The organism is Nocardioides sp. NPDC057577 (assembly GCF_042801335.1).
Classification (GTDB): domain Bacteria; phylum Actinomycetota; class Actinomycetes; order Propionibacteriales; family Nocardioidaceae; genus Nocardioides.
In genome coordinates this window covers 1-24,963 of sequence record NZ_JBHVGB010000080.1, presented here as the reverse complement: position 1 = coordinate 24,963, position 24,963 = coordinate 1, and the positions used below count along the sequence as shown (strand labels likewise).

At 69.4% G+C, this 24,963-nt stretch carries 23 protein-coding genes; 12 read left to right on the top strand and 11 right to left on the bottom strand.

Going from position 1 to position 24,963, the window contains the following annotated elements:
• The first annotated feature begins 73 nt into the window (after positions 1-73).
• The 3 genes from kynB to kynA are packed head-to-tail and all read left to right on the top strand — an operon-like array spanning position 74 to position 2,753.
• The gene (gene kynB / locus ACFU7D_RS16680; protein WP_378868934.1) at positions 74-706 is read left to right on the top strand and encodes an arylformamidase; all 633 of its coding nucleotides are present in this window, start codon (positions 74-76) and stop codon (positions 704-706) included.
• Positions 703-1,956 (top strand): kynureninase, encoded by a 1,254-nt coding sequence (gene kynU, locus ACFU7D_RS16675; RefSeq protein ID WP_378868929.1) that lies wholly within the window; start codon positions 703-705, stop codon positions 1,954-1,956. Before kynB ends, kynU begins: the two co-directional genes overlap by 4 nt.
• Positions 1,953-2,753, top strand: a complete 801-nt coding sequence (kynA, locus tag ACFU7D_RS16670) for a tryptophan 2,3-dioxygenase (protein WP_378868926.1) — start codon at positions 1,953-1,955, stop codon at positions 2,751-2,753. The genes kynU and kynA overlap by 4 nt, the downstream gene beginning before the upstream one ends.
• Before the next feature lie 107 nt (positions 2,754-2,860).
• Here the strand turns inward: kynA and ACFU7D_RS16665 are convergent, their stop codons facing one another.
• From ACFU7D_RS16665 to ACFU7D_RS16655, 3 genes are all read right to left on the bottom strand, one after another.
• A complete protein-coding gene (locus ACFU7D_RS16665) occupies positions 2,861-3,781 on the bottom strand; it encodes a methylenetetrahydrofolate reductase (RefSeq protein WP_378868923.1) in 921 nt (306 codons plus the stop codon).
• Between the two features lie 69 nt (positions 3,782-3,850).
• A complete protein-coding gene (locus tag ACFU7D_RS16660) occupies positions 3,851-4,753 on the bottom strand; it encodes an HpcH/HpaI aldolase/citrate lyase family protein (RefSeq protein WP_378728669.1) in 903 nt (300 codons plus the stop codon).
• A gap of 117 nt (positions 4,754-4,870) precedes the next feature.
• Positions 4,871-5,443 (bottom strand): ArsR/SmtB family transcription factor, encoded by a 573-nt coding sequence (locus ACFU7D_RS16655; RefSeq protein WP_378868921.1) that lies wholly within the window; start codon positions 5,441-5,443, stop codon positions 4,871-4,873.
• 81 nt (positions 5,444-5,524) lie between these two features.
• Here ACFU7D_RS16655 and ACFU7D_RS16650 point away from each other — a divergent pair, with 81 nt between their 5' ends.
• Both ACFU7D_RS16650 and ACFU7D_RS16645 read left to right on the top strand, forming a co-directional pair.
• Positions 5,525-6,826 (top strand): MFS transporter, encoded by a 1,302-nt coding sequence (locus ACFU7D_RS16650; RefSeq protein WP_378868919.1) that lies wholly within the window; start codon positions 5,525-5,527, stop codon positions 6,824-6,826.
• 57 nt (positions 6,827-6,883) lie between these two features.
• On the top strand, positions 6,884-8,935 hold the full coding sequence (locus ACFU7D_RS16645; RefSeq protein ID WP_378868916.1) for a collagen binding domain-containing protein: 2,052 nt from the start codon (positions 6,884-6,886) through the stop codon (positions 8,933-8,935).
• Here ACFU7D_RS16645 and ACFU7D_RS16640 read toward each other — a convergent pair.
• Positions 8,895-12,905 (bottom strand): NAD-glutamate dehydrogenase, encoded by a 4,011-nt coding sequence (locus ACFU7D_RS16640; protein WP_378868913.1) that lies wholly within the window; start codon positions 12,903-12,905, stop codon positions 8,895-8,897. The genes ACFU7D_RS16645 and ACFU7D_RS16640 overlap by 41 nt on opposite strands.
• A gap of 185 nt (positions 12,906-13,090) precedes the next feature.
• On the opposite strand from ACFU7D_RS16640, the gene ACFU7D_RS16635 reads away from it, so the two are divergent.
• The 3 genes from ACFU7D_RS16635 to ACFU7D_RS16625 all read left to right on the top strand — a co-directional run bounded on the left by ACFU7D_RS16635 (position 13,091) and on the right by ACFU7D_RS16625 (position 15,802).
• A complete protein-coding gene (locus ACFU7D_RS16635) occupies positions 13,091-13,573 on the top strand; it encodes a DUF2505 domain-containing protein (protein WP_378728674.1) in 483 nt (160 codons plus the stop codon).
• A 41-nt stretch (positions 13,574-13,614) separates the two neighbouring features.
• Positions 13,615-14,091: a DUF2505 domain-containing protein gene (locus ACFU7D_RS16630; RefSeq protein WP_091049078.1), complete on the top strand. Its 477-nt coding sequence runs from the start codon at positions 13,615-13,617 to the stop codon at positions 14,089-14,091.
• A 124-nt stretch (positions 14,092-14,215) separates the two neighbouring features.
• The gene (locus ACFU7D_RS16625; protein ID WP_378868911.1) at positions 14,216-15,802 is read left to right on the top strand and encodes a lysyl oxidase family protein; all 1,587 of its coding nucleotides are present in this window, start codon (positions 14,216-14,218) and stop codon (positions 15,800-15,802) included.
• Between the two features lies 1 nt (position 15,803).
• On the opposite strand, the gene ACFU7D_RS16620 is transcribed toward ACFU7D_RS16625, so the two are convergent.
• A complete protein-coding gene (locus ACFU7D_RS16620) occupies positions 15,804-16,160 on the bottom strand; it encodes a DUF6912 family protein (protein ID WP_378728676.1) in 357 nt (118 codons plus the stop codon).
• Positions 16,161-16,182: 22 nt separating this feature from the next.
• Positions 16,183-17,673: a wax ester/triacylglycerol synthase family O-acyltransferase gene (locus tag ACFU7D_RS16615; RefSeq protein ID WP_378868908.1), complete on the bottom strand. Its 1,491-nt coding sequence runs from the start codon at positions 17,671-17,673 to the stop codon at positions 16,183-16,185.
• 159 nt (positions 17,674-17,832) lie between these two features.
• On the opposite strand from ACFU7D_RS16615, the gene ACFU7D_RS16610 reads away from it, so the two are divergent.
• The 3 genes from ACFU7D_RS16610 (at position 17,833) to ACFU7D_RS16600 (ending at position 19,931) form a co-directional block, all read left to right on the top strand.
• Positions 17,833-18,207: a hypothetical protein gene (locus tag ACFU7D_RS16610; protein WP_378728678.1), complete on the top strand. Its 375-nt coding sequence runs from the start codon at positions 17,833-17,835 to the stop codon at positions 18,205-18,207.
• A complete protein-coding gene (locus ACFU7D_RS16605; protein ID WP_378868906.1) occupies positions 18,204-19,547 on the top strand; it encodes a hypothetical protein in 1,344 nt (447 codons plus the stop codon). Before ACFU7D_RS16610 ends, ACFU7D_RS16605 begins: the two co-directional genes overlap by 4 nt.
• Positions 19,548-19,670: 123 nt before the next feature.
• Positions 19,671-19,931 (top strand): helix-turn-helix domain-containing protein, encoded by a 261-nt coding sequence (locus tag ACFU7D_RS16600; protein WP_355018617.1) that lies wholly within the window; start codon positions 19,671-19,673, stop codon positions 19,929-19,931.
• A 100-nt stretch (positions 19,932-20,031) separates the two neighbouring features.
• On the opposite strand, the gene ACFU7D_RS16595 is transcribed toward ACFU7D_RS16600, so the two are convergent.
• The 3 genes from ACFU7D_RS16595 to sigE all read right to left on the bottom strand — a co-directional run bounded on the left by ACFU7D_RS16595 (position 20,032) and on the right by sigE (position 22,554).
• Positions 20,032-21,423, bottom strand: a complete 1,392-nt coding sequence (locus tag ACFU7D_RS16595) for a S1C family serine protease (RefSeq protein WP_378868904.1) — start codon at positions 21,421-21,423, stop codon at positions 20,032-20,034.
• A gap of 70 nt (positions 21,424-21,493) precedes the next feature.
• Positions 21,494-21,961, bottom strand: coding sequence for a hypothetical protein (locus tag ACFU7D_RS16590; protein WP_378728681.1), 468 nt, complete (start codon positions 21,959-21,961; stop codon positions 21,494-21,496).
• Entirely contained in the window at positions 21,958-22,554 is a 597-nt protein-coding gene (gene sigE, locus ACFU7D_RS16585; protein ID WP_218131415.1) for an RNA polymerase sigma factor SigE, read from the bottom strand. The genes ACFU7D_RS16590 and sigE overlap by 4 nt, the downstream gene beginning before the upstream one ends.
• 178 nt (positions 22,555-22,732) lie before the next feature.
• Here sigE and ACFU7D_RS16580 point away from each other — a divergent pair, with 178 nt between their 5' ends.
• A complete protein-coding gene (locus ACFU7D_RS16580; protein WP_378728682.1) occupies positions 22,733-23,374 on the top strand; it encodes an O-methyltransferase in 642 nt (213 codons plus the stop codon).
• A 25-nt stretch (positions 23,375-23,399) separates the two neighbouring features.
• On the opposite strand, the gene ACFU7D_RS16575 is transcribed toward ACFU7D_RS16580, so the two are convergent.
• Together ACFU7D_RS16575 and ACFU7D_RS16570 are read right to left on the bottom strand one after the other, a co-directional pair.
• Positions 23,400-23,813, bottom strand: a complete 414-nt coding sequence (locus ACFU7D_RS16575; protein ID WP_378868901.1) for a hypothetical protein — start codon at positions 23,811-23,813, stop codon at positions 23,400-23,402.
• 175 nt (positions 23,814-23,988) lie between these two features.
• On the bottom strand, positions 23,989-24,963 hold a 975-nt coding region (locus tag ACFU7D_RS16570), incomplete at its 5' end, for a leucyl aminopeptidase family protein (protein ID WP_378868899.1).

Below are 24,963 nucleotides of genomic sequence, written 5' to 3'. Positions count from 1 at the left end.
GCGCCGACTCGGCGGGATAATTGGTCACGATGCGCCGACTCGGCGGGATGGGTGGTCATCTAGGCTGCGGAGCATGGCGCAACTGTGGGACATCTCTCCGCCGATCCAGGCAACGTCGCCGGTGTTTCCCGGTGACCATGCGACCGAGGTCGGCTGGACCTTCCGGATCGGTCCCGGCTGCCCGGTCAACGTCGCCGAGATCTCGGTGTCGGCCCACGTCGGAGCACATGCGGACGCGCCGCTGCACTTCACCGACGGCGGGATCCCGGCGGGCGAGATGGCGCTCGAGCCGTTCCTCGGCCCGTGCCGGGTGGTCGACGTCACCGGCGTGCGCCCGCTGGTCACCGTCGACGACATCGACGTCACCGACCTGCCGCCGCGCGTGCTGTTCCGGACGTACGCCACCCAGCCGACGACCTGGGACGACGACTTCTGCGCGCTCGACCCCGCGCTGATCGACCTCCTGGCCGCCCACGGGGTGCGGCTGGTCGGCACCGACGCGGCCAGCCTGGACCCGTCCTCCTCCAAGGATCTTCCGGCCCATTTCGCGACCCATCGTCATGACGTACGCATCCTGGAGAACCTGCTGCTCGACGAGGTGCCCGCGGGCGACTACGAACTGATCGCCCTCCCCCTCAAGCTCACCACCGCCGACGCCGCGCCCGTGCGGGCCGTGCTCCGGCCGATCAAGGAGACACCCGCATGAACCGCGACGACGCCGTCGCCCTCGACCGAGCCGACCCCCTGGCTCCGCTGCGCGACCTCTTCGACCTGCCCGAGAAGACGATCTACCTCGACGGCAACTCGCTCGGTGCGCTCCCCCGCGCCACCGCCCGACGGGTGGCCGAGGTGGTCACGCAGGAGTGGGGGCAGGGGCTGATCGAGTCCTGGAACACCGCCTCCTGGATCACCCTGCCCCAGCGGGTCGGCGACAAGATCGCCCGGCTCATCGGTGCGGGTGACGGCGAGGTCGTGGTCGCCGACTCGACCTCCCTCAATGTCTACAAGGTGCTCGCCTCGGCGCTGGCGATCGCCGCGCAGGACTCCCCCGAGCGAAGGGTCGTGGTCAGCGAGCGCAGCAACTTCCCGACCGACCTCTACATCGCCTCCTCGCTGTGCCGCGAGCGTGGCTACGAGCTGGTGCTGGTCGACTCCCCCGACGAGATCGAGGGGCTGCTCGACCGGACCGCGGTGCTGATGCTGACCGAGGTCAACTACCGCACCGGCTACCTGCACTCGATGGCCTCGGTGACCGCGCTCGCCCACGAGCACGGTGTGCTGGCCGTCTGGGACCTGTGCCACTCGGCCGGCGCGGTGCCGATCGACCTCGTCGAGAACGACGCCGACTTCGCGATCGGCTGCGGCTACAAGTTCCTCAACGGCGGTCCGGGCTCGCCGGCTTTCCTGTGGGTCAACCCGCGTCACGTCGACCGCTTCGAACAGCCGCTGTCCGGCTGGATGGGTCACGCCGCACCGTTCGAGATGTCCCCGGGCTACCGGCCCGCGGAGGGCGTATCCCGTTACCTGTCCGGCACCCCGGCCGTCATCGGCATCTCCGCCCTGGAGTGCGGTGTCGACACGCTGCTCGCGGCCGAGGCGTACGGCGGAATCGAAGAGCTGAGGGAGAAGTCGCTGGCGCTGACCCGGCTCTTCGCCGACCTCGTCGCCTCCCTGCTGCCCGGGTTCACGATCGAGTCCCCTCTGGACGACGCCCAGCGGGGAAGCCAGCTGTCGCTGAGCACCGACGAGGGGGCGTACGCGATCGTGCAGGCGCTCATCGAGCGCGGGGTCGTCGGCGACTTCCGCGCCGGTTCCCCCGACATCCTCCGTTTCGGCGTCACCCCGCTCTACACGCGCTACGTCGACGTCTGGGATGCCGTCGACCACCTGGTCTCGGTGATGGACAACGACGAATGGCGCGACGAGCGCTTCTGGACCCGAGGAGCAGTCACATGAGCAGCACGCAGGACCTTCCGATGGACTACTCCGACTACCTCCACCTGCCGGAGGTGCTCGGCGCGCAGCACCCGCTCTCGGGTGATCACAACGAGATGCTCTTCATCGTGCAGCACCAGGCGATGGAGCTGTGGATGAAGCTCGCGCTGCACGAGCTCACCGAGGCGCAGCGACTCCTCGCCGAGGACGCGGTTCGCCCGGCGTTCAAGGGGCTGGCCCGGGTCTCGAGGATCATGGAGCAGCTCGTGCACGCCTGGGACGTCCTCTCGACGCTGACCCCCACCGAGTACGACAAGTTCCGCCCCTACCTGGCCACCGGCTCGGGCTTCCAGTCGTGGCAGTACCGCTGCATCGAGTTCGCGCTCGGCAACAAGGCCGCCTACACGCTCCGCGTGCACGAGGGACGGCCGCACGAGCAGGACGTGCTGGCGGCGTACGGTCGGCCCTCGCTCTACGACGAGTCGCTGCGGCTGCTGGCCCGGCGCGGCTTCGACATCCCTGCCGATCATCTCGACCGGGAATGGAAGCAGGAGTACGCCGCCTCCGACGCCGTCGAGGCCGCCTGGGGCGAGGTCTACCGCGACCCGGAGAAGCACTGGGACCTCTACGAGCTCGGCGAGGAGCTCACCGACCTGGAGACCGCCTTCCGGGTCTGGCGGTTCCGGCACGTGACCACCGTCGAGCGGATCATCGGGTTCAAGATCGGCACCGGCGGGACCAGCGGTGTCTCCTACCTGCGCAAGCAGCTCGACATCATCCTGTTCCCGGAGCTGTGGGCGATGCGTACGGGGCTGTAGCGGTGGATGCTCACCGAGGTAACTCGGTGAGCGCGCACCTACTTCGTGGAACTCCACGAGGGGAGCGACTGCCGACCGAGGTACCTCGGTCAGCATCCCGCCCGCCCTCAGCGCGCGAGCTTCCCCCGGAGCCGCTCGGCGAGACGTACGGACGCCTCGATCTCGACCTTGCGGATCGAGACCGACTCGATGTTGATGCCGAACGGCACCCCGAGCTGACGGCAGAAGGACATCAGCTCGATCGCCGTCGCCTCGGCCTGCTCGAGCGAGGCGTCGAGGGTGTCGGTGGCGTGACGCAGCTCGTTCTCGATCCAGCGCGGTACGTCGACGCCGAGCCAGCGGAGGAACTCGAGGGTCTTCATCGAGCCGCAGACGGAGAAGGTGAACACGATCGGCACCGGCGCCAGGCCGCGGGAATCGCACTCGTAGCGGTAGTCGGAGACGAGGTTCTTGGCGGCGTTGACGTCGTAGACGACCTGGGTGACGAAGTAGGAGCAGCCGGCCTCCTGCTTGGCGATCAGCCGAAGGTGCTCGTCGCCCTTGGCCGTGTGGCGCTCGGGGATCGCGACAGCGCCGAGGAGCAGGTCGGGGTTGATCTGGTTCCGGATCTCCTGGGCGCGGCGCAGGCTGGTGGCGACGCGCTTCTCCCCCGAGGAGGCGCCGACGAAGACCGACAGCGCCTTGGCCGGGTCCTGGGTCTTGACCCAGTCGCGCAGCGTCGGCTCGTCGTACTTGCCGGTGGCCCGGTAGACGACCGCCGGCACGTCGAGACCGGCGAGGTTGCGCTCGAGGAAGTCCGCGGGGTCGAGGGTGCGTACGAACGGGAACGGCCGTTCCTCGGGGTTGCGGTCGGACTCGTCGTCGATGTCGTAGAGGATCAGCCCGTCGACGTCGAGGGGCCGGATCCGCTCGAGCGTGATCTCGGCGATCTGCTGCACCCTCTCGGGTGCCGTCGTCACCCTCGGCGGGGTGACGGCGAACAGAAGAATCTCACCGGCCCGGTTATTGATGCGCTGCTGCAGATCCACGGCGTCAACGCTAGCCGAGTACGTGGGGACCCGGCGCGTGCGTCCAATCACAGCGCCGGGTCGGCGTCGTCAGTAGACGCTCGGCCCCGAGACCGGGTCGCCGTAGGTGTCCGGCTTGATCTTGAACAGCTCGGCACGGCGCTTGATCGTCTCGGCACGAGCCAGGCGCGGCTTGTCGCTGCCGTCGCGGATGACTCGGCCGCCCTCCTCGAACTTGTGCAGGAACTCGTGGGCCCAGGTCACGTCGGACGGGGACGGGCTGAACGACTCGTTGATCACCGCGGGCTGCTCGAGGTCGAGGCAGAGCTTGCCGGTCATGCCCATCGCGACGCCGTCGGCCGACTGCTCACGCAGGAGCGGGTGGCTGCTGCCCACGGTCGGGCCGTCGATCGGGCCCGACAGGTTGCCGATCCGCGAGGCGAGGACGAGCTTGGTCCGCGGGTAGGCCATGGCGAGCGGGTCGTTCTCCGCACCCGTGTCGCGGCGGTAGTCACCGGAGCCGAAGGCGAGCCGGTAGGCACCACGGGCGCGCGCGATCGTCGCGGCGTCCTCGATCCCGAGCGCCGACTCGAGCAGCGGGATCACCGGGGTCGACCCGCCGAGCCGCTGGAAGGTGTCGGTCACCTGGTCGGGCGACTCGGTCTTCGCGAGCATCACCCCGGCGAGCGTCTCGATCCCGGCCAGCGCCGCGAGGTCCTCGCTCCAGTCCTCGGTGGTCCAGTCGTTGATGCGTACCCACGCCCGGCCGCCGCCCTTGAGCCAGCTGGTCACGTTCTCGCGCGCCTGCGACTTGAGCGAGGTGTCGATCGCGTCCTCCATGTCGAGGATGATCTGGTCTGCTCGGCTCAGCTGGGCGTCGTCGAAGATCTCGGTACGCATCGCGGAGACCAGCAGCCATGACCTGGCGTTGTGCCCCTCGACTCGGTTGGCTTCGCGCACCTCGCGCTTCTCGGCGATCTGGGTCGTGCTCATCGTTCGCGTATCTCCCTACTGGCGTCCTGGGCTGGGCGCAATTGGACGGTAAACCAACGCGCCGGTGACTCGCGAGTAGGAAGTCGACAGCCTGGGGCGCGTGAGACATAGCCCACATCAGACCTCGTGCTCGCCGGCCAGGTCCGGCATCGGCTGGATGAGCTGGTAGACCGAGTAGAGCTCGAGGTCGTCGTCGGAGGACTCTCTGCCGACCTCTCGATAGCGGGCGACGACCTGGTTCAGCTCTCGCTGGAGCCGCTCGGCGTCGTCCTTGGTCAGCCGCAGGGACGACTCGGAGACGATCCGCTTGGCCGGGTCCTCATCGCGGGCGATCTGGAAGGCCTGGTCGACCAGGTGGTGGCCCCAGGCGACGGAGCTGCGCCGGAACACCGTGTACGCGGCCTCGCCCCCGGGCTGCTCGACCATCTCCCGGGGGCTCAACGTGATGTCCTCGTCGACCAGCCTCCAGACCCGGTCGCGCTTGTCGCGGCCGGCATCGGGGGCGACCTCGACGAGGCCGTACTTCGCCAGCTGTCGCAGGTGGAAGCTGGCCTGGTTGGCGGGGATGCCGGTGCGCTTCGCGATGTCTGCAGCGCGGAGGGAACCTGCTGCGGACAGCTCGTGCAGCACGCGGTTGCGCGTCGGATGGGCGATCGCTCGCAGGATTCGCGGATCGTCGTACGTGGCCATGACCCCACCCTAGCGAATCCCGCAACACATAGTGCGCAAGAACTATTGCGCAATATATGTTGCGCACTCTACGGTGCGGGTATGCCCTCCTACCGCGAGCTCGCCCGCAACCACGACTTCACCGCTCTCTGGATCGGCGCCACCGTCGCCGAGCTCGGGACCCGAGTGAGCCTCTTCGCGATGCCCCTGGTCGCCTACGCGATGACCGGGTCGGCGTTCTGGGCAGCCACGGCGGAGGCCGCCCACCTCATCGGCATGGTCGGCATGCTGCTGCCCGCCGGGGTGATCGCCGACCGGCGCGACCGGCTGCGGATCATGCGGCTCGCCCACGGGTCGGGCGCGATGCTGTACGCCTCGCTCGCGGTCGCCGGCCTGCTCGGGTCGCTCACCCTCCCCCACCTGCTCCTCGTCGCCCTGCTCACCGGAGTGCTCAACGGGCTCTTCGTCCCCGCCGAGAACTCGGCGATCAGATCGGTGGTCAGACCCGAGGACCTCCCCACGGCGCTCTCCCAGCAGCAGGCCCGCCAGCACATCGCGGGCCTGCTCGGCGGGCCGCTCGGCGGCGCGCTGCTCGGGCTCTCCCGATGGGCGCCGTTCGCCGGGAACGCCATCGCGTACGCCGCCGGCTGGCTGCTGCTCGCCCGGGTCCGCGCCGACCTCTCGGCGCCTTCGGTCGACGAGCAGGACGCCCCGCACAAGCCGCTGGCCGACCTGCTCGCGGGCTTGGGCTACAGCTGGCGGCAGCCGTTCCTGCGTACGCTGCTCTTCTTCAGCCCTGCCGCCAACCTGGCGATCAACGCCCTCTTCTTCCTCGCCCTGCTGCGGCTGGTCGAGGCCGGGTTCCCGGCGTGGCAGATCGGTCTGGCCGAGGCCGCCATCGGTGCCTGCGGCATCCTCGGGGCCCTCGCCGCGCCCTGGCTGATCGAGCGGCTGCCGACCGGCCGGCTGACGATCCTCGTCGCCTGGAGCTTCGTGCCGCTCTCGATCCCTCTGGCCTTCTGGACGCACCCCGCGGTCATGGCCCTGGCCGCGTCGGTGGGGCTCTTCCTCAACCCGGCGGGCAACGCCGGGATCGCCGCCTACCGGATGGCGACCACGCCGCAGGAGCTGATCGGGCGGGTCCAGTCGGCCGCGCAGTTCGTCGCGATGCTCTCGATCCCGCTGGCACCCGCGCTCGCCGGGGCGCTGCTCGCCGTCACCGACGGTGCCACGGCCGTCCTGGTGGTGACGGCGATGACCGCCGCGGCAGCCCTGATCCCGACTCTCGCCCGGTCGGTCCGATCGATCCCGCGTCCCGCGGACTGGCAGGCTCAGCCGTCGAACGACGACAACCTCGATCACACACGCGCTTCAGAGCGTAAAAACGAGGTTCTGCAGGGATAACCTTCTGAAGATCCATCAACGCAACGTTTGCTGCTCGGAAGCAAAGGAACCCCTCCCATGTTCAAGCGGGCCTGTCTGGCGTTGGCACTTCTGGCCGGAGTGTTCGTCACGGTGCTGTCGCCGGCGCCGGCTCACGCGATGACCGACTCGTGGGCCGAATGGGCTCCCGTCTCCGGGACGTCCAACGACTACTCCACGACGATGACGCAGCGGTCGACGGGCTTCCCCGCGGCTCAGATGGCCAGTGACTCCCGGGCCAACGTCGCCCTTCCCAGCGGCGCGACCACCTTCCTCGACGCCGGCACGCCGCCGGGGGCGAAGTACGGCTCGAGCCGCGGGTCGGCCTACATCAACCTGCGGCCGAAGGCCGACACCCCGAGCGGCGCCTCGACCACGACGTACGCCTTCGAGCACCCCACACCCGACACCGGCTGGGCGTTCGTGCTCGGTGACATCGACTCCGACCAGGTCCAGGTCCAGGCGACCGACGAGAACGGCGACCCGGTCACGGCCGCGGAGATCTCCTCGTGGTTCCAGGGTTCGTTCAACTACGCCGGCGGCGCCGACCTGCCGACCTGGAACCCGGCCACCTCGACCCTGACCGGCAACCCGACCGCCACCGACACCAACGGCGCTACCGGCTGGTACGAGCCCGACATCAGGCTCACCAGCCTGTCCTTCGTCTTCACCCGTCGTGCCGGGTTCCCGGTCTACCAGACGTGGTTCGTGAGCAGGGCGCGGCCGATCGGCGGCACGGTCACCGACGTGTCGACCTCCGGGTCATGCCCGGTCGAGGAGTCGGTGCTCACCCTGATCTCGCCCTACGGGGAGACGCTGGCGACCACGAGCCCGTCCGCCGACGGCACCTACACCTTCGGCGAGCTCGCGACCCAGGACGGCTACACCGTCCGGCTCACTCGGCCCGAGGGGTGTGCGACGGTCGGGCAGACCGAGGCGAGCGTCAGCAACCGCGGCAACGACGACGACCCCGCCTCACGGGCCGACTTCGAGGTGCGGCAGGTGATCCCGCACGCGATCAGCGGAACCGTACGCGACGACGCCGGTGCTCCGGTTCCAGGCGCGACCGTGACCCTCACCAAGCCCGATGGAAGCACCGCGACCACGACCACCTCGACGGACGGCAGCTACCTCTTCGACGACAACGCGGTCGGCACGGGCTACTCGCTGACCCTCACCGTGCCCGACGGCTACACCCCCGGCCCCGACGGCACCACCCGTTCCGGCATCACCGTCATCGACGCAGCGGTCACCGACCAGGACTTCGTGGTGGACCAACTGGCCGGCGTCTCGGGCACCGTGACCGGCGGTGGCGGCGGCCTCGGCGGCATCCAGGTGCGCCTGGTCCCCGCCGACGGCGGCGACCCGATCACGACCGTCACCGACGGCGAGGGCAACTATGCGCTCGACGGGGTGCCGCCCGGCGACTACACCGCCGAGATCGACGCGCCCGAGGGCTACACGGGCGCCACCAGCCGACCGGTCACCGTGGCCGCGAGCGACGTGACCGGGGTCGACTTCGACCTCACCCGACCCGGGACGATCGCCGGACGGGTCTCCGACGCCTCCACCGGGAACCCGGTCGCGGGAGTCACCGTCACCATCGACGGCCCCGAGGGCCCGATCACCGCCACCACCGACGAGGCCGGCGACTACTTCGTCGAGGAGCTTCCCCCGGGCGACTACACGATCACCATCACCGCGCCCGAGGGGACGCAGGTGGTGGGCGAGACGTCGCGTACGGTCACGATCACCTCGGCCGGCGAGATCCGGGGCGGACAGGACTTCCGGGTCGACGAGGTCGCCTCGCCGAGCCCCACGCCGACCCCGACGCCGACTCCCACGCCCACCCCGACGCCGGATCCGACGCCGACACCGACGCCCGATCCCACCGACGTGCCGACCTCGGGCGGAGACGAGAATCCGTCGGCGGCCCCGAACCCGGGACCGCCGACGGAGACCTCACCTCAGAGCTCGCTGCCCGAGACCGGCGGCCCGTCGTGGGTGTTCGCCGCGCTCGGCATCTCGCTCCTGCTCGCCGGCACAGTGCTCACCGTGACAGCGCGTCGAGCGTCCCGAATGCGAGGTTGACCTCCTCGTTGACCACCGAGGTCGCCCAGATCTCCCACCGAAGCGGGTGATCCACGATGGCCTCGGGGAACCGCTCGCGGATCGCGGTCGGGAAGTACGCCACCAGGCGCTTCGTCATCTCGGGATCCGCGGCCGGGTCGGGAACCCCCTCGGCGACCAGCTCGCGCCGGCGCTCGATCTTGGTCCACGCGAGCACGACGGCGAGCTCGGGGGCGGTGAGCCCCTCCCCCGCCTCCAGGCGACGCGCGACCTCGGTCGCGGAGGGCAGGCCCTCCACGTCGCGGTCGAGCAGTCCGGCCGTGACCCACTCCGCGATCTGACGCTCCTGAGCCTCCAGGAGCTGCGGGGCCGAGGCCACCGCGCGGGTCAGGGTCACGTTGTGGGCCTCGTTGTCGGCCAGCACCAGCGCGGCGACCTCGTCGGTCATCTCCTCGAGGAGCTCGTCACGCGCGGCCAGCGTCAGCGAGCCCGCACGTACCTCTCGTTCCAGCAGGATCTTGAGGTTGACCTCGTGGTCGGAGGTGTCGACACCGGCTGAGTTGTCGATCGCGTCGGTGTTGATCAGCCCACCCTTGCGGGCGAACTCGACGCGGCCGGCCTGGGTGATCCCCAGGTTGCCGCCCTCACCGACGACCCGCACCCGCAGCTCGGCGGCGTCCACCCGGACCCCGTCGTTGGCGTGGTCACCGGCGTCGGCGTCGGTCTCACCCGACGCCTTGACGTACGTCCCGATCCCGCCGTTCCACAGCAGGTCGACCGGGGCTCGCAGGATCGCGCTGATCAGCTCCTGCGGGGTGAGCCGCTTGACGTCGGTCGCCAGACCGAGCGCCTGCCGCACCTCGGGGCTGATCGGCACCCACTTCAGCTGCCGCGACCACACGCCGCCGCCCGCCGAGATCAGTGAGGCGTCGTAGGACTCCCAGGTCGACCGGGGCATCTCGAAGAGCCGCTTCCGTTCCTGGAATCCCACCGTCGCGTCGGGCGTGGGGTCGATGAAGACGTGCCGGTGGTCGAAGGCGGCCACGAGCCGGATCTTGTCCGAGCGCAGCATGCCGTTGCCGAAGACGTCACCGGACATGTCCCCGACGCCGACCGCGGTGATCTGGTCGGTCTGCGGGTCGATGCCGAGTCGCTTGAAGTGGTGCTGCACCGAGACCCAGGCGCCACGCGAGGTGATGCCCATGGCCTTGTGGTCATAGCCGGCCGAGCCGCCGGAGGCGAACGCGTCGCCGAGCCAGAAATCGTACTCCGCCGCGACCGAGTTGGCCAGGTCGGAGAACGTCGCGGTGCCCTTGTCGGCGGCGACGACCAGGTAGGAGTCGTCGGCGTCGTGACGGACCACGTCGGCCGGCGGCACGATCTCACCGTCGACCCGGTTGTCGGTGACGTCGAGGAGACCACGCAGGAACGTGACGTAGGCGTCCGGACCGGCCACGCCCTTGGGGACGAAGCCACCCTTCGCGCCACCCGGCACGATCACGGTGTTCTTGACCTGCTGCGCCTTCGCCAGCCCGAGCACCTCGGTGCGGAAGTCGTCGCGCCGGTCGCTCCACCGCAGCCCACCACGGGCCACCGCGTCGAAGCGCAGGTGCACGCCCTCGACGTCGGGCGAGTAGACGAAGATCTCGTACGCCGGCCGCGGCAGCGGCAGGTCGGGCAGCTGCTGCGGGTCGAACTTGAACGAGAGATAGCTGCGCCCGCCGGCCTCATTGCCTCGGGCTCCGCTTCGGCGGCCCTCATTGCCTCGGGCTCCGCTTCGGCGGTAGTAGTTCGTCCGCGTCGTCGCCAGGATCGTGGTGACGTAGCTGCGCAGGATCCGGTCCTGGTCCAGGCTGGCCACGTCGTCGAGCGCCTCGATGATCGCCTCGGCCCGCTTCGTCTCGTCACGCACCGTGAGCGAGGGGTCGAACCGGGTCTCGAACAGCTCCACGATCTGCCGGGCGATGCCCGGGTTGGTGCAGAGCGCGTTGCCGATCGAGAAGAACGAGTTCGGGGTGCCGGCCTGGCGCAGGTAGCGGCCGTAGGCACGCAGCATGGAGACCTGACGGTGGTCGAGACCGGACAGGACGAGTGCGTTCAGCCCGTCGATCTCGCTGCGACCGGACCACGCCTGGTGCAGGGCGGCGACGAGCTGGGTCGGCGCGCCGACCGGGGTGCCGGCGTAGGCGAGGCCGAAGTCGTAGATGAACCACTCCTCCGAACCCGACGTGCCGACACCCTCGATGTCGTAGGGCCGCTCGTCGGTGACCTCGAAGCCGAACGAGGACAGGATCGGGAGCATCAGGGACAGCGAGACCGGTCCACCGGTGCGGTAGATCTTGATCCGGAACCCGCCGGCGCTCTCCGGGTCCTTGTAGAAGGAGAAGTCGACCGCCTCGCCCTGGTGCGAGAGCATCTCGAGCAGGGTCAGGTCGGCGGCGCCGGTGTCGGCGTCGAAGTCCTCCTTGTAGGCCTCCGGGAAGGCGTCGAGCACGTGCGCGAGCCGGGCCGCGCCATCCTCGCCGGCATGGGCGATGACCGCGCTGACCAGGTCGTCGCGCCAGCTCCGCGCAGCCTTGCGCAGCCGCGACTCGAGGCTGTCGACGAGCCCCGGGGTGTCCAGGGCCTTCCCCAGCGACTCGGTGGTGCCGTGGACCACGAAGTGCACCCGGGCGGTGGTCGACTCGCTGATGCGTACGGTGAACTCCAGGTCGGTGCCGCCGAGGGCGTCGAGAAGCACCTTCGAGAACCGCTCACGGACCGTCGTGTTGTAGCGGTCACGCGGCAGCGAGACGAGCACCGAGACATAGCGGCCGTACGTGTCCGGCCGGACGGCCACCCTCAGGATGCGACGCTCGATGGCTCCCAGCGCCGCCTCGGCGAGGTCCATCAGCTCCTCGGCGGAGGCGTGGAAGAGCTCCTCGCGCGGGTAGGACTCCATCGCGTCGAGCATCGCCTTGCCCGTGTGGCTGCGGGCGTCGTAGCCGGTGTGGTCGAGGACCGCGGCGACCTTGCCGCGTACGACCGGGATCCGGGTCACCGACTGGCGGGCCGCCTTCGTGGTGAAGAGGCCGAGGAAACGGTGCTCACCGATCACCTCACCGGCGCCGTTGAAGATCTTGATGCCGACGTGGTCGAGGTAGGCGGGCTCCCCGACCGTCGAGCGGGAGTTGGCCTTGGCCAGGACGAGCATGACCTTGTCGCGCGCATGGGCGGCGACCTTGGCCGGCATCTTGCCGTGGTCGGCGGCCTGCGGCGGGTCGGCGCGCAGGATGCCCAGGCCGGTGCCGGAGCGACCGCGCAGGTAATCGCCGTCGAGGCGGTACTCGCGATAGCCCGTCAGCAGGAAGTGGTCCTCGGCCAGCCAGGCCAGCAGCTCGGCGGCCTCGGCCGCCTCCTCGCGCGGCACGCTGTTGGGCGGGGTGTAGCGCAGGCCGGCCGCGATCTCCGCCAGGCGGCGGTGCAGTCTCGGCTCGTCCTCGACGACCTCGCGTACGTCCTCGAGGACTCCCTCGAGGCCCGCGACGATCTCCTTGGCGGCGTCGGGGGCGAGGCGGTCGATCTCGATGTGCATCCAGGACTCGCGGATGTCGCCTTCGTTCACCCCCTCGAGCGCACCGGTCACGTCACGGGCGACGTCGATGACGGGGTGGACGACGAGATGTACGTCGAGGCCACGACGGTAGAGCTCGGTCTTGACCGAGTCCACGAGGTAGGGCATGTCGTCGACGACGATCTCGACGACGCTGCGGCCTCCGGCGGACCAACCGTCTGCGGCGGTGGTCGGGGTGAGGATGCGCACGGCGGCGGTGCCCTGCGGGCGGTTCGCTGCCAGCGCCAGATGCGATCCCACCGCGCCGGCGAGATCAGTCTCGCTGCGGCCGGTGAGCTCCTCGGGGGCTACGTGGCGGAAGTAGGTGGTGCTCGGCAGGCGGAACTGCTGGACGTTCTGCGGAGCTTGGACAGGTTTGATATGCGTCTCCGTTGACACACCTGTCACGGTATCCCGGGATCGTTTCGAATAGATGTCCCGATCCGAAGGAATCGCCGATGTGAGTCATAGGCCCAAGGCCCACCCGTTCGCTGCGCCACCGCAAGCATACCGAAGGAATGTGTCGGTTCTCTCGGCGGCTTCACTGGTGACTCCGGACCGGGTAGGCGTCATGATGTGTGTTTATGAGTAAAAAGCTGTCGATCGACCTGGCCTACGACGCGCCGATCGCAGCCGTCTCCGGGATGCTCGCCGACGCGGCGTTCCGCGAGCAGGTCTGCGACGCCCAGCACGCGCTGTCCAAGAGCGTGGCGATCACCGGGTCGACCGTGAGTATCCGCTACGCCCAGGCGGTCAGCGGGGTGCCCGGGTTCGCGAAGAAGTTCGTCGGCGACACCATCGAGGTGCACCAGGACGAGATCTGGTCGGCCGACTTCACCTCCGGCGACCTCAAGCTCACCCTGCCGGGCAAGCCGGGCTCGCTCTCCGGCATCGCGCGGCTGGCCGAGAACGGCACGAAGACGATCGAGACGGTCACCCTGACCGCTACCGTGAATGTGCCCCTGGTCAGCGGAAAGCTGGAGGATCTCATCCTCTCGATCTTCAAGAGGGCGCTCGAGAGGGAGCATGAGGTAGGCACCCGCTGGCTCCTCGCCCGAGCCTCCTGATCCCCCGTCCCAACCCGCAGAAGAGCCCAAAGGATTCGGCAATGACGACGACCCTTCAGTACGAGCTCGTCTACGACGCCCGCATGGGCGAGGTGTCCGCGATGCTCGCCGATCCGGGCTTCCGCGAGCGGGTCGCCGACGCGCAGGGAGCACTCCGTCGCCGGGTGACCATCGGCGGTGCCCCGCGGGAGGTCCGGATCGACCGGGTGCAGTCGACCGTCGGCGTACCCTCCTTCGCGAAGCGCATCGTCTCCGGCGATGTCACCGTCCGTCAGAGCGAGGTCTGGTCCTCCGACACCGTCGCCGTCGTCGACATCACCGTCCCCGGCGGCCTGGCCACCCTGCGCGGCAACATCTCGCTGTCCGAGTCCGACGGACGCACCACCGAGAGCGTGCGACTGAACATCAAGGTGCCCGTGCCGCTGGTCGGCGCCAAGCTCGAGGAGTACGTCGAGGAGCTGATGCTCAAGGCCTTCGACCTCGAGCAGGCGGTCGGCGCGGCGTACCTCTCGCGATAAATTCTCCTCGATCCGATGCAACCGGATCGAAAAGTTAACCGTCACCATATGTGGCTGGCAATAAATTGCCGGTACTCGGCCTCGGATCAGGAGGGATTCGGGCCACTCACTAGGGGGCATCTCGATGGTCAAACCTCGTACGCGCACTCGGCAGCTGGTCTCGGCCGGCATCGGGCTGGTGGCAGCCGCGCTCGTCGTCACGACGACGGTGACGGCGAACTCCGGTCCCGCGAGCGGCAGCACCGGCAAGGGAACACTGAAGCTCGTGGCCGCCTCGGACACCGTCGAGGTCGAGGCCTGGGGCGGGGAGGCGTTCGTCCAGCCGTCGGTCTGGCTGGCCGCCTATGACGCGGCGTTCGAGTTTCGCGCGACCCAGTCGTCCTACGACAAGCCGGTCAAGCTGACCAAGACCGTCATCCGGGGCAAGAAACGCACCACGACGACCGCGCCGGCCGCGATCGTCGACAGCATGAAGGGCTTCAAGAACGGCCTCCGGGTCACGCTCAAGAACAAGGCCGGCAAGGTGATCCTCGACGAGAAGCGCCCGCTCTGCCCCGGCGGCTACGACCGGCAGCGGGTGCAGACCGACGGCGCCACCGGCCCGGTCTACCCCGAGTTCTGTGGCGGCAACTGGTTCACCAAGGGGATCCTGTACGGGATCGAGCGCGGCATGGCGGTCCCGACCGTCTCCGACCTCGGCTTCGAGACCAAGGGCGAGACCGAGCTCGTCATGACGATGAGCATCGACAAGCCGGTCGCCGACTTCCTCGGGCTCTCGAAGTCCAACCGCACCGCCAAGCAGAACCTGGTCATCGTCGACCAGTGCCCCGACGGCAACTGCGAGGGGGAAGGCGAGGAAGGCGTGGGCGCCATGGCGACCCACGGAGCCCACGACGACCAGGGGGCTCGCACGGTCGTGCCGCGAGAGACCCTCGAAGGCGGCGAGAACGGCCGCGGCCGGCTCCCGCTGGGCGGCGCCCGCGGCGAGATCAAGCCGGGCAAGCCCAAGCGGGACACCCTGCCCGACCTCATCTCGCTGCCCGCGTGGCAGATCTCGACCGAGGTCGACGAGGGCGGCACCGACCGCCTCAACTTCGCCGCCAACGAGTGGAACGCCGGCCCTGCACCGATGGTCGTCGAGGGCTTCCGGCGTGGCACCGCACCGGTGATGGACGCCTACCAGATGTTCTACCGCGACGGTGAGCAGGTCGGGGTCAAGAAGACCGGCACCATGGAGTTCCACGAGGCTCCCGAGCACAACCACTGGCACTTCCTCGACTTCGCCAAGTACGAGCTGGTCGACGCCAAGGACAAGGTCGTCTCGACCAGCGGCAAGCAGTCCTGGTGCCTGGCGCCCACCGACCCGGTCGACCTGACCGTGCCCGGGGCGACGCTGCGACCGGGCCAGACCGGCCTGGAGTCGGCCTGTGGCGCCAAGTCCGCGCTCTGGCTGCGGGAGAGCATGCCGACAGGCTGGGGCGACACCTACGACCAGTCCCAGACCCAGGCCTTCGACCTGCGCAAGGTCAAGAACGGCACCTACCGGATCAAGGTCACCGTCAACCCCGACGGCAACCTCTACGAGCGGACCCGGTCGAACAACGTCAGCCACCGCACCGTCATCATCGGCGGCAAGGCCGGCGCCCGCACCGTCAAGGTCCCGCCCTACCAGGGCGTCGACACCGAGACGTGGTGGAACGAGGAGCAGTGAGCTAGCCGATCAGGTCGGGGATCTCCTGGGTCGCGAACCAGCCCAGGTCCTCGTCGGGGTCCGCGTCGGCCGGGCGATCAGCCAGGTCGGCGTGGACCGCGGCGACGAGCTTGAGCGGAACCACCTGGCTCTCGAGGTGATGGGCCACGGCCGCCGGGGCGTCGACGACGACCACGACCCGGCGCCCGGGGCCGGCCAGGAGTGCCGCCGAGTCGTCAGCGGCGCTCATCAGCGCGGCGTACTCGGCCTCTTCGCTGTCGTCGGGGGACGCGTAGCCGTCGGCGGTGCCGGGCAGCTCGCCCTTGGCGTACCAGTCAGCGAGGAGCTCGAGCGTGGCGGGTACGTAGATGCGGGTCACGGTGGGATTGTCTCACTGTGCCTCACTCGCCGGAGTTCTTGACCACGCGCAGGCCCCGGGGTGCCCGGAACCGGCGCCCCGAGACGGTGTCGCGCAGCTCGTCGAGGGCCTCGCTGATGCACTGCCCGACCAGCGACGCATCCGGCACCAGGTCGCGGTCGGCGGTGATCGCGAAGAAGACCTGGCCGTCGTAGGAGGTCACCCCGATCGCGAGCGTGTGCCCCTCGGCCAGCGGGTGGATCGGGTAGGAGGCCACCAGCCGGGAGCCGGCCGCATAGCGCGGCTCCTGCGGGCCGGGCACGTTGCAGACCGAGAGCAGGTAGTCGTGCTCGCTCTCGGCGGCCACCCGCGAGCCGACCACGTGGAAGGTCGCCGGGGCGAAGCCGCTGATCCCGGCCAGCCGCTGCGCACTGACCGTGCGGGCGTTGGCGTTGTGCTGCTCGAAGGAGTAGGACACCTGATGGAGCCGGACGACAGGCGACGGCTCCGCGACCGGGAGCACCACGAAGTGGGGCGCCACCGCGGAGCCGAGCTGGGTCGGGTCGAGCTCCTCGTCGATCACCGAGACCGGCACCAGCGCCGGCACCTGCCGTACGCCGGCCAGGGACTGCTGCCGGGTCATCAGCCAGGCGCGCAGACCGCCGGTGACGGCAGCCAGGATGACATCGTTGACGGTCCCGCCGTGGGTGTCCCGGATGCGACGGAAGTCGGCCAGGTCGGCCTCGAGCGTGACCACGAGCCGCTGCTGGGACAGCGTCCCGTTGAGCGGCGTCGGCCGCTCCGGAGCCCGGCGGGTGAGCGCTCGGGCGATGCCGACACCCGCGTTCTGGACGTCCTTGGCCACACCGGTGACCCGGCCCAGGGCGAAGCCGCCCAGGCTGCGCGCCGTGCCGGTCAGGCCGCTGACCGAGGTGACCGCGTCGAAGACCGCGCCCGCGACCAGGCGCGCGCTCGACTGCGCCTCCGGTGGCGTCCACAGGTCCGGCACAACCGGCCCGACCTCGGGCTTGTCGTCGAGCAGCAGCTGGACCAGGTCGACGGTCTCGGCTCCGTCCACCAGCGCCTGGTGGGTCTTGGTGACGAGCGCGACCCGGTCGCCTGCCAGCCCCTCGATGACGTACAGCTCCCACAGCGGCCGGGAACGGTCCAGGGGCCGGGAGACGATCCGTCCGGCGAGGTCGAGGAGCTGATCCATCGAGCCCGGGCGGGGCAGCGCGGAGCGGCGTACGTGGTAGGTGAGGTCGAACCGGTCGTCGTCGGCCCAGACGGGGTAGGCGATCCGGCCGGGCACGACCCGGACCCGTTGGCGGTAGCGGGGCACGAAGGCGAGCCGGTCCTCGACGTGCTCGAGGAAGGCTCCGTAGTCGAAGCCCTCGGCCTTCGGTTCGATCAGCTCGATGCTCGCCACCTGGTGCGGCACCGCTAGCGTCTCCCTGTCCAGGAACGCCACCTCACGTGCACCCAACCGCTCGCTCATGCCGCGGCCCATGGTCGCTCGCTGACGCTCGCTCATACCGCCGCCTCCGTAGCGCAAGCGCCATCGTACGGACGCGGCGGCCTGAGGCCTATGGTCGCTCGCTGGCGCTCGCTCATGCCCTCTCAGCCCCCTCTTTGGTTCATGTGCGATTGTGGCAGAAGCCAGCTCGAACTTAGCCCACGAAACGGGGGAGTAATGCGCCTCACGGCCCGGATCATCGCGGTCGTGGCAGCAATCTGCGGGATCGCGTCCATAGCGACAGCCTGCGGAAACAACGTCGCCACCGAGCCCAGCAACGACAGCGACCCGGTGGTCGTCGAGATCAACTTCTCCGGTGACTCGGTCGACCCGCACGGGACCCAGGTCGACGTACCCGTCGGCCACGCAGTCGAGCTCGACGTGACCGCCGACGCCGCCGGCGAGATCCACGTGCACTCCGATCCGGAGCAGTCCGCCGCCTACGGCGTGGGCACCACCCGGATCAGCCTGGGCGCGTTCGAGATCCCCGGTCAGTACGAGGTGGAGTCGCACACTCTCGGCAAGACCATCGTCACCCTCGAGGTGCAGTGAACCTTTCCTCGGGGATCCTCACGCACGGCGTGGGTGGTCGACAGGACCTGCCGCTACCCCTCGAGTACGTCATCGCGGGCGCGGTCCTCGCCCTCCTCGTCTCCTTCGGGCTGCTGGTGCTGACCACCAAGCGCGCCGCCGAGGGCCAGGTGGTGGGCGTACGCAACCCACGCGGCTGGCCGTTGCCGCGTCTCGGGCGTGTCGTCGACTCCCCCGCCTGGACCGCACTGTGGCGCGTCGTCGGGCTGCTGATCTTCGCCTACTTCGTGCTTGTCGCCTTCGCCGGCTCCGACAACGCCAACAACCCCATCTTCGGGATGACGTACGTCTGGCTGTGGGTCGGCCTCGTCCCGTTCTCCCTCCTCTTCGGACGGGTCTGGAGGGCGATCAGCCCGGCCCGCACGATCGTGGCCGGACTGACGTGGCTGCGCGGTGCCGGCGATCCGCCGCTCCGCCTGCCCGAGCGCCTCGGCCTCTGGCCGGCCGCGTTCACCATCCTCGCCTTCGCCTGGCTCGAGCTGGTCTACCCGGAGAACAACTACCTCGGCCCCGTACGCCTCTGGCTGGCCGTCTACCTGGCCGTGATGATTCTCGGCGGCGTGCTCTTCGGCGAGAAGTTCCTGGAGCGCTGCGACCCGTTCGAGGTCTACTCCTCGCTGACCGCGAAGCTGTCGGTGTGGGGACGTACACAGGCCGGCAACCTGGTCCTGCGGACCCCGCTCGGCAACCTGGACACCCTGCGGCCGACGCCGGGCCTGGTCGCGGTCGTCTCGGTCCTCTTCGGCACCATCGTCTACGACTCCTACCGGGAGTCGCCGGCGTGGCTCCAGTTCGTGCAGAACCCGGAGATGTCGGGCAGCACTGCCTATCTGATCAGCAACGTCGCACTGATCGCGTTCCCGCTGCTCGTGGCCGGGTTCTACTGCGCCGGGACGATGCTGACCGGCGTCGGCGACGTGCCGCGCCGGGCCCTGCCCGCCGAGCTGGCGCCGTCGCTGGTGCCGATCATCGTCGGCTACGTCGTGGCCCACTACCTCAGCTACTTCTGGGAGAGCGGGCTGGCAACGCTGCGCAACGCCTCGGATCCGTTCGGAAACGGAAGCGACTGGTTCGGAACCGCGGACATGCCGGTGTCCTACTTCTTCGCCTTCCACGCCACGCTGCTGGCCGTCATCAAGGTGGCCGCGGTGATCACCGGACACGTGCTGGGAGTCTGGTCGGCCCACATCCGCGCGCTCCAGGTGCTTCCGCCGCAGCACCTGGTGACCGGGCAGATCCCGCTTCTGCTCACGATGGTCGGCTTCACTGTCGGTGGGTTGTATCTGCTCTTCGCTGCATAGCGCGTCTCTGCTTCACGGTTCACCCACCACGCATCCACAAAGCAGCGCAACAGTACCTAATGCGGACTAACAGGTTGGCGCGATGGTTTACGGCCGCTTGCAGAGTCTGGGAGACTGATCCTTATGTCTGGTACCCCCCGCTTCCTGACTCTTGCCGACGTCGCCGAGGTGCTCAACACCTCGAGCGCACAGGTCTATGCCCTTGTCCGCCGTGGTGAGCTCCCCGCCATCAAGATCGGCGGGCGCGGCCAGTGGCGCGTTGAGTCCAGCGTCCTCGAGAAGTTCATCGATGACATGTACTCGCAGACCAAGGCCTTCGTGGCCGACCACCCGTTCGTCGAGGCCGAGCCTGCTGCGCCCGCCGCCACGCCGGACGCTTCTTGAGTCAAAGCAACCTCAACCCCCACAACTAAACCTTCCCCACAACAACGCGAAGAGCTGCCAGGCATCGTGCCGAGCAGCTCTTCGCGTCTTTTCTGGCTGGTCAGGCGAGGTTCTCGGTCTGCGCCTCCAGCTTGATCTTGAGCTCGTGGCGGGCGCCGTTGCGCATCACCGTGAACTCGATCGTCTCCCCCGGCTGGTGAGCACGGATGGCGACGATCATGCCGATCCCGTCGGTGACGGTGACGTCTCCCACCTTGGTCACCCGGTCGCCGTCCTTGAGTCCACCGGCGGCAGCCGGCGAGCCGGCGTCGACCACCGAGATCAGCGCTCCGTTGTGGTCGGCAGCCTGCACGTCGACGGAGGCTCCCACGATCGGGTAGGTCGCCTTGCCGGTCTTCAGGATCTGCGCCGCGGTCACCTTGACCTGGTCGATCGGGATCGCGAAGCCGACGCCGATGCTGCCGCCCTCTCCGCCTTCTCCCCCACCGGCCGTCGCGATGGCCGAGTTGACCCCGATGACCTGGCCGACGAGGTTGACCAGCGGACCGCCCGAGTTGCCGGGGTTGATCGCCGCGTCGGTCTGGACGGCGTTGATGTAGGAGGTGTCGTCCTCGGTCTGCCCGGTGCTCACCGGGCGCTGGAGCGCACTGACGATGCCCGAGGTCACCGTGGAGCTGAGGCCCAGCGGCGACCCGATGGCGACGACGCCCTCGCCGATCCTCAGCCGGGACGTGCTGCCGAGCGAGGCCGGTTCGAGCTCCTTGACCTCGGGAACGTCGAGGACCGCGAGGTCGTAGACGGCGCTGCGGCCGATCACGTCGGCCTTGTAGCGGCGACCCTTGTGGTCGACCACCTCGATGCTGCCCTTGGCCTTGGCCGCGTCCGCCACGACGTGGTTGTTGGTCACCACGTGGCCGTTCCGGTCGAAGACGAACCCGGAGCCGGTCGCGGCGTCCTCGACGCCCTGGTACTCGGCGAAGATCTGGACCGTCGAGGGCAGCAGCGTCGCGGCCACCTTCACGATGCTGGCGTCGTCAGCCTCCAGGGGCGCGTCGGTCTCGATCGAGCCCGGGTCGAGACCACCGCCGGCCAGGCTGGACATGTCGTCCTGGTCCTCGAGCACGCCGCCCGCATAGCCCCCCAGCACGCCGAGCAGGAACGCGACCGCGGCCGCGAGCGCCCAGATCGGGCCAGGGACGCGGCGTCGCGGCGAGGAGTCGGTCCGGGGTGAGGGCGGTGGCGCAGGAGGGACATCGAACCCGGGCAGGGATCCGCCCGGCGGTGGCGGCACCAAGGGCGGCAGCGGAGCGGTGTCGGCTGCCGGAACCGGCGCGGCTGCGGGTGCGGGCATGCCCGGCAACGGCACCTCGGCCGTGTCCCGCTCGTCGTCGACAAGGTCTTCAGGGGACGGCTGCCCGGCCGGGGGCACGTCGGACGGTGGTGCCCAACGGGAGATCGGCCGCGACTGGTCGTCTTGTGGTTCCTGCGTCACGACACCCATTCTTCCCACCCGCACCAACAATCGGCAGCCCGGGTCTCGTGTCGGGTCGCCGCGCCGACGTTCAGCGGCGTACGTGGGCGACGACGGGAGCGCCCGGGGTGCCCGGGACCTGGGTGACCGCGGTGATCGGGAGATTCCTGGGGACCGGCGCGTCGGCCGGCGCGGCGGCGAAGGTGAACATGCCGAACACGGCGGCGCTGACGGCACCGCCACCGGCGGCGACCATCACCAACGTACGCCGCATCGACCGGGGGTCGGAGTAGGCCTCGTCGAGGTCGTCGGCCGGCCACACCGAGGCAGCCAGGGCGCCGCCACGGAGCGAGCCCTTCAGGTCAGCAGGCGCGGTGACTCCGGGGTCGACGCTGAGGCCGGCCAGGCGTCGCTTGAGCCAGCCCTCTCGCTCCACGGCGCGGCGGCAGGCGCAGCACTCGTGCACGTGCGCCCAGGCGCGCTCCTCCTCCACTACGGGGAGCTGCCCGTCGAGAAGGGCGCTGGTGCGCGCGCCGAGGTGGTTGCCGAGCAGACTCATGAAGCCCCGCCCCACAACACCTTGGGCCCGGAGTGACGCAGTCGTCCGCCGCGCGGGGCGCGGTGGGCGAGGGCGTCACGGAGCATCGCCCGGCCGCGGTGGATTCGCGAGCGGACGGTGCCGAGCTTGGCACCGAGGATCTCGGAGATCTCCTCGTAGGAGAGCCCCTCCACGTCACAGAGCACGACCGCGGCCCGGAAGTCGGGTGGCAGCGTGGCCAGCGCGCGCTCGATGTCGTCGTCGAAGCGCTGGTCGGTGTAGGCCACGTCCGGCGTCGGGCCGCTGCTCGTCAAGCGCGAGGCGCGCTCGTCGGAGAGGGCATCGAAGCGGATCCGCTGCTTACGACGGGCCTGGTCGAGGAAGAGGTTGGTGGTGATCCGGTGCAGCCAGCCCTCGAAGGTGCCGGGGCTGTAGGTGTCGAGAGAGCGGAAGACGCGCACGAAGACCTCTTGGGTGAGGTCCTCCGCGTCGTGGCGGTTGCCGGTGAGACGGTAAGCGAGCCGGTAGACCCGGTCGGAGTGCTTCTCCACGATCTCGTCCCACGTCGGAACACCCGGCTCTACGGTCGGGGTCTGCGTGGGCTCCGCGGTCATGGTGCTCCTGTCGTCTGTCTCGCTGATCGCTGACATCTCCTACGTTAGATCGCCTGGGACCGGAAGGGCTGAGAGTTGCCTGTGAGGCTCCTATTTTTCCTCTTCCCGTGCTCTTCCAACGCACAAGTTGGATCAGGCGTTCCCGCACCGTTGCGCGAAACAGGTTAGGTTTTGCGGTGTGACCAGCCCTGTTTCGACCGCAAGTTGGACCTACGCCGACGAGTTCGTCGCGGAGGACGACCTCCTCGCAGCCGCCCGATCCCGGGCCGAGGAGGTCGGAGTCGCGCCGATCGGGCCCGGTGGCGGAGCGGCGCTGCGCTTCCTCGCCTCCGTCCTCGACGCGAAGAACGTCGTCGAGGTCGGCACCGGCACCGGTGTCTCCGGACTGTGGCTGCTGCGCGGCATGCGTCCCGAAGGGGTCCTGACCACCGTCGACATCGAGACCGAGCACCAGCGACTGGCCCGGCAGAGCTTCACCGAGGCCGGCTTCGGCCAGCGGCAGGCTCGGTGCATCGCCGGCGCCGCCCTCGACGTGCTCCCCCGCCTCACGGACAACCACTACGACCTGGTCTTCGTGGACGGCGACAAGACCGAATACTCCGCCTACCTCGAGGAAGCACTGCGTCTGCTCCGTCCCGGCGGCGTCGTCGCCTTCGACAACGCGCTGTGGCACGACCGCGTGGCGGACCCGTCCGTGCGCGACGAGGAGACCGCCACCATCCGCGAGCTCAACCAGCGGGTCGCCGACAACGACGATCTGATCCCGCTGCTGCTCCCGGTGGGCGACGGCCTCCTGCTCGCGCGGAAGCTCGAGGCCTGAGCCTGCTTCCGGACGGGGCCTCAGGTCAGCACAAGTGAGTGGCGCACCAGTTGGCTCGGTCGTGGCTGTCGATCATCCGGTTGACGGCCTTGATCAGATTCCGAAGCGCGCTGAGCGCCTTGGCGTAGCGATGTGCACGGGCGTAGCTGACAAAGGCGGAGCGAGCCCTCTCGACCGTCTGGGCGGCCTGCCCGGAGCCGATGGCCTGCTGGATAGCGGACATCTCGTTGCTGACGGGCGCGATACGAGGCTTCCACGCCTTCCACGTGCGGTGTGAGCTCAAGTACGAGTATTTGCTGGTCAGCGCCGCGTTCGACTGCTTGATCTCGGCGAGATTCACACGGATCCCGCTCGCAGCCTGCGCCGGTTGCGACGCCATCGTGAGCAGTCCGAGCGGAAGCAGCAAGGCGGCGACGAGCACCAGGAGTCTGGCTCTCATGAAGAGTCCTTTCGACTAGGTGACCTACGGTCCGAGGTCGACCCACGATCGCAGGACCGAGTGTGCTGGGGCTCCCGTAGCCTGCCCGTACAAAACCCGTAGCCGAACCCCTGGGGAGAGTTGTCCGAACGCCGTTCGGATCACCCTCCCCAGGGTCACGACAGGTTCGCGGGCGTCAGGAGCCTACGCGCGCCAGCGGATCCTCACCGGCGAGCCAGGTGAGGAGGACCCGGGCACCGAAACCGGTGGGGCCGGGAGTGAGCTCGTGGACGTCGGCGTACGCGTCACCGCAGGCGACGTCGACGTGGGCCCACGGGACGCCACCGGTGAAGTGGTGCAGGAAGAGCGCGGCGGTGATGGCGCCGGGCCCACCGGGGGCGTTGTCGGCGTCGGCGACCTTCGAGGAGAGCTTGTCCTCGTAGTCGGCGACCAACGGCATCCGCCACAGCGTCTCGCCGGAGATCTCGGACGCCTCGGCCAGCCGCGTGGCCAGCGCGTCGTCGTCGGCGAAGTAGCCGGCCATCGTCTGCCCGAGCGCCACCCGCATCGCACCGGTCAGAGTGGCGATGTCGACCAGGGCCGCCGGCTTGAGCTTGTCCACGGCGTACGCCATCGCGTCGGCCAGCACGAGCCGGCCCTCCGCGTCGGTGTTGGTGACCTCGGAGGTGCGGCCGCCGTAGTGGGTGACCACGTCACCGGGGCGCATCGCCGAACCGGAGATGGAGTTCTCGGCGGCGGCGATGAGTCCGACGACCTTGACCGGGCAGCCGACCTCGGCCAGCGCCGCCATCACGGCAAGCACCACCGCGCCGCCGGTCATGTCCCGCTTCATGTTGAGCATGCCGTCGCTGGGCTTGATGTTGAGCCCACCGGTGTCGAAGGTGATGCCCTTGCCGACCAGCACCACCGTCGGCGTCTTCCTCGACGAGTTCAGCCGTCCGGTCTTGCGGGGGCTGTAGTCGAGCCGGATCAGCCTCGGCGGAGTCACCGAGCCCTGACCGACCGCGACGATGCCTCCGAAGCCGTCCTTCTCGAGCTCGTTCTCGTCCCAGACCGTGATCTGCAGACCCTTCTCGGCCGCGAGCTCTTCGGCCTGCTCCGCCAGCCAGACCGGGTTCTTCAAGTTGCTCGGGACCGAGGCGTAGAACCG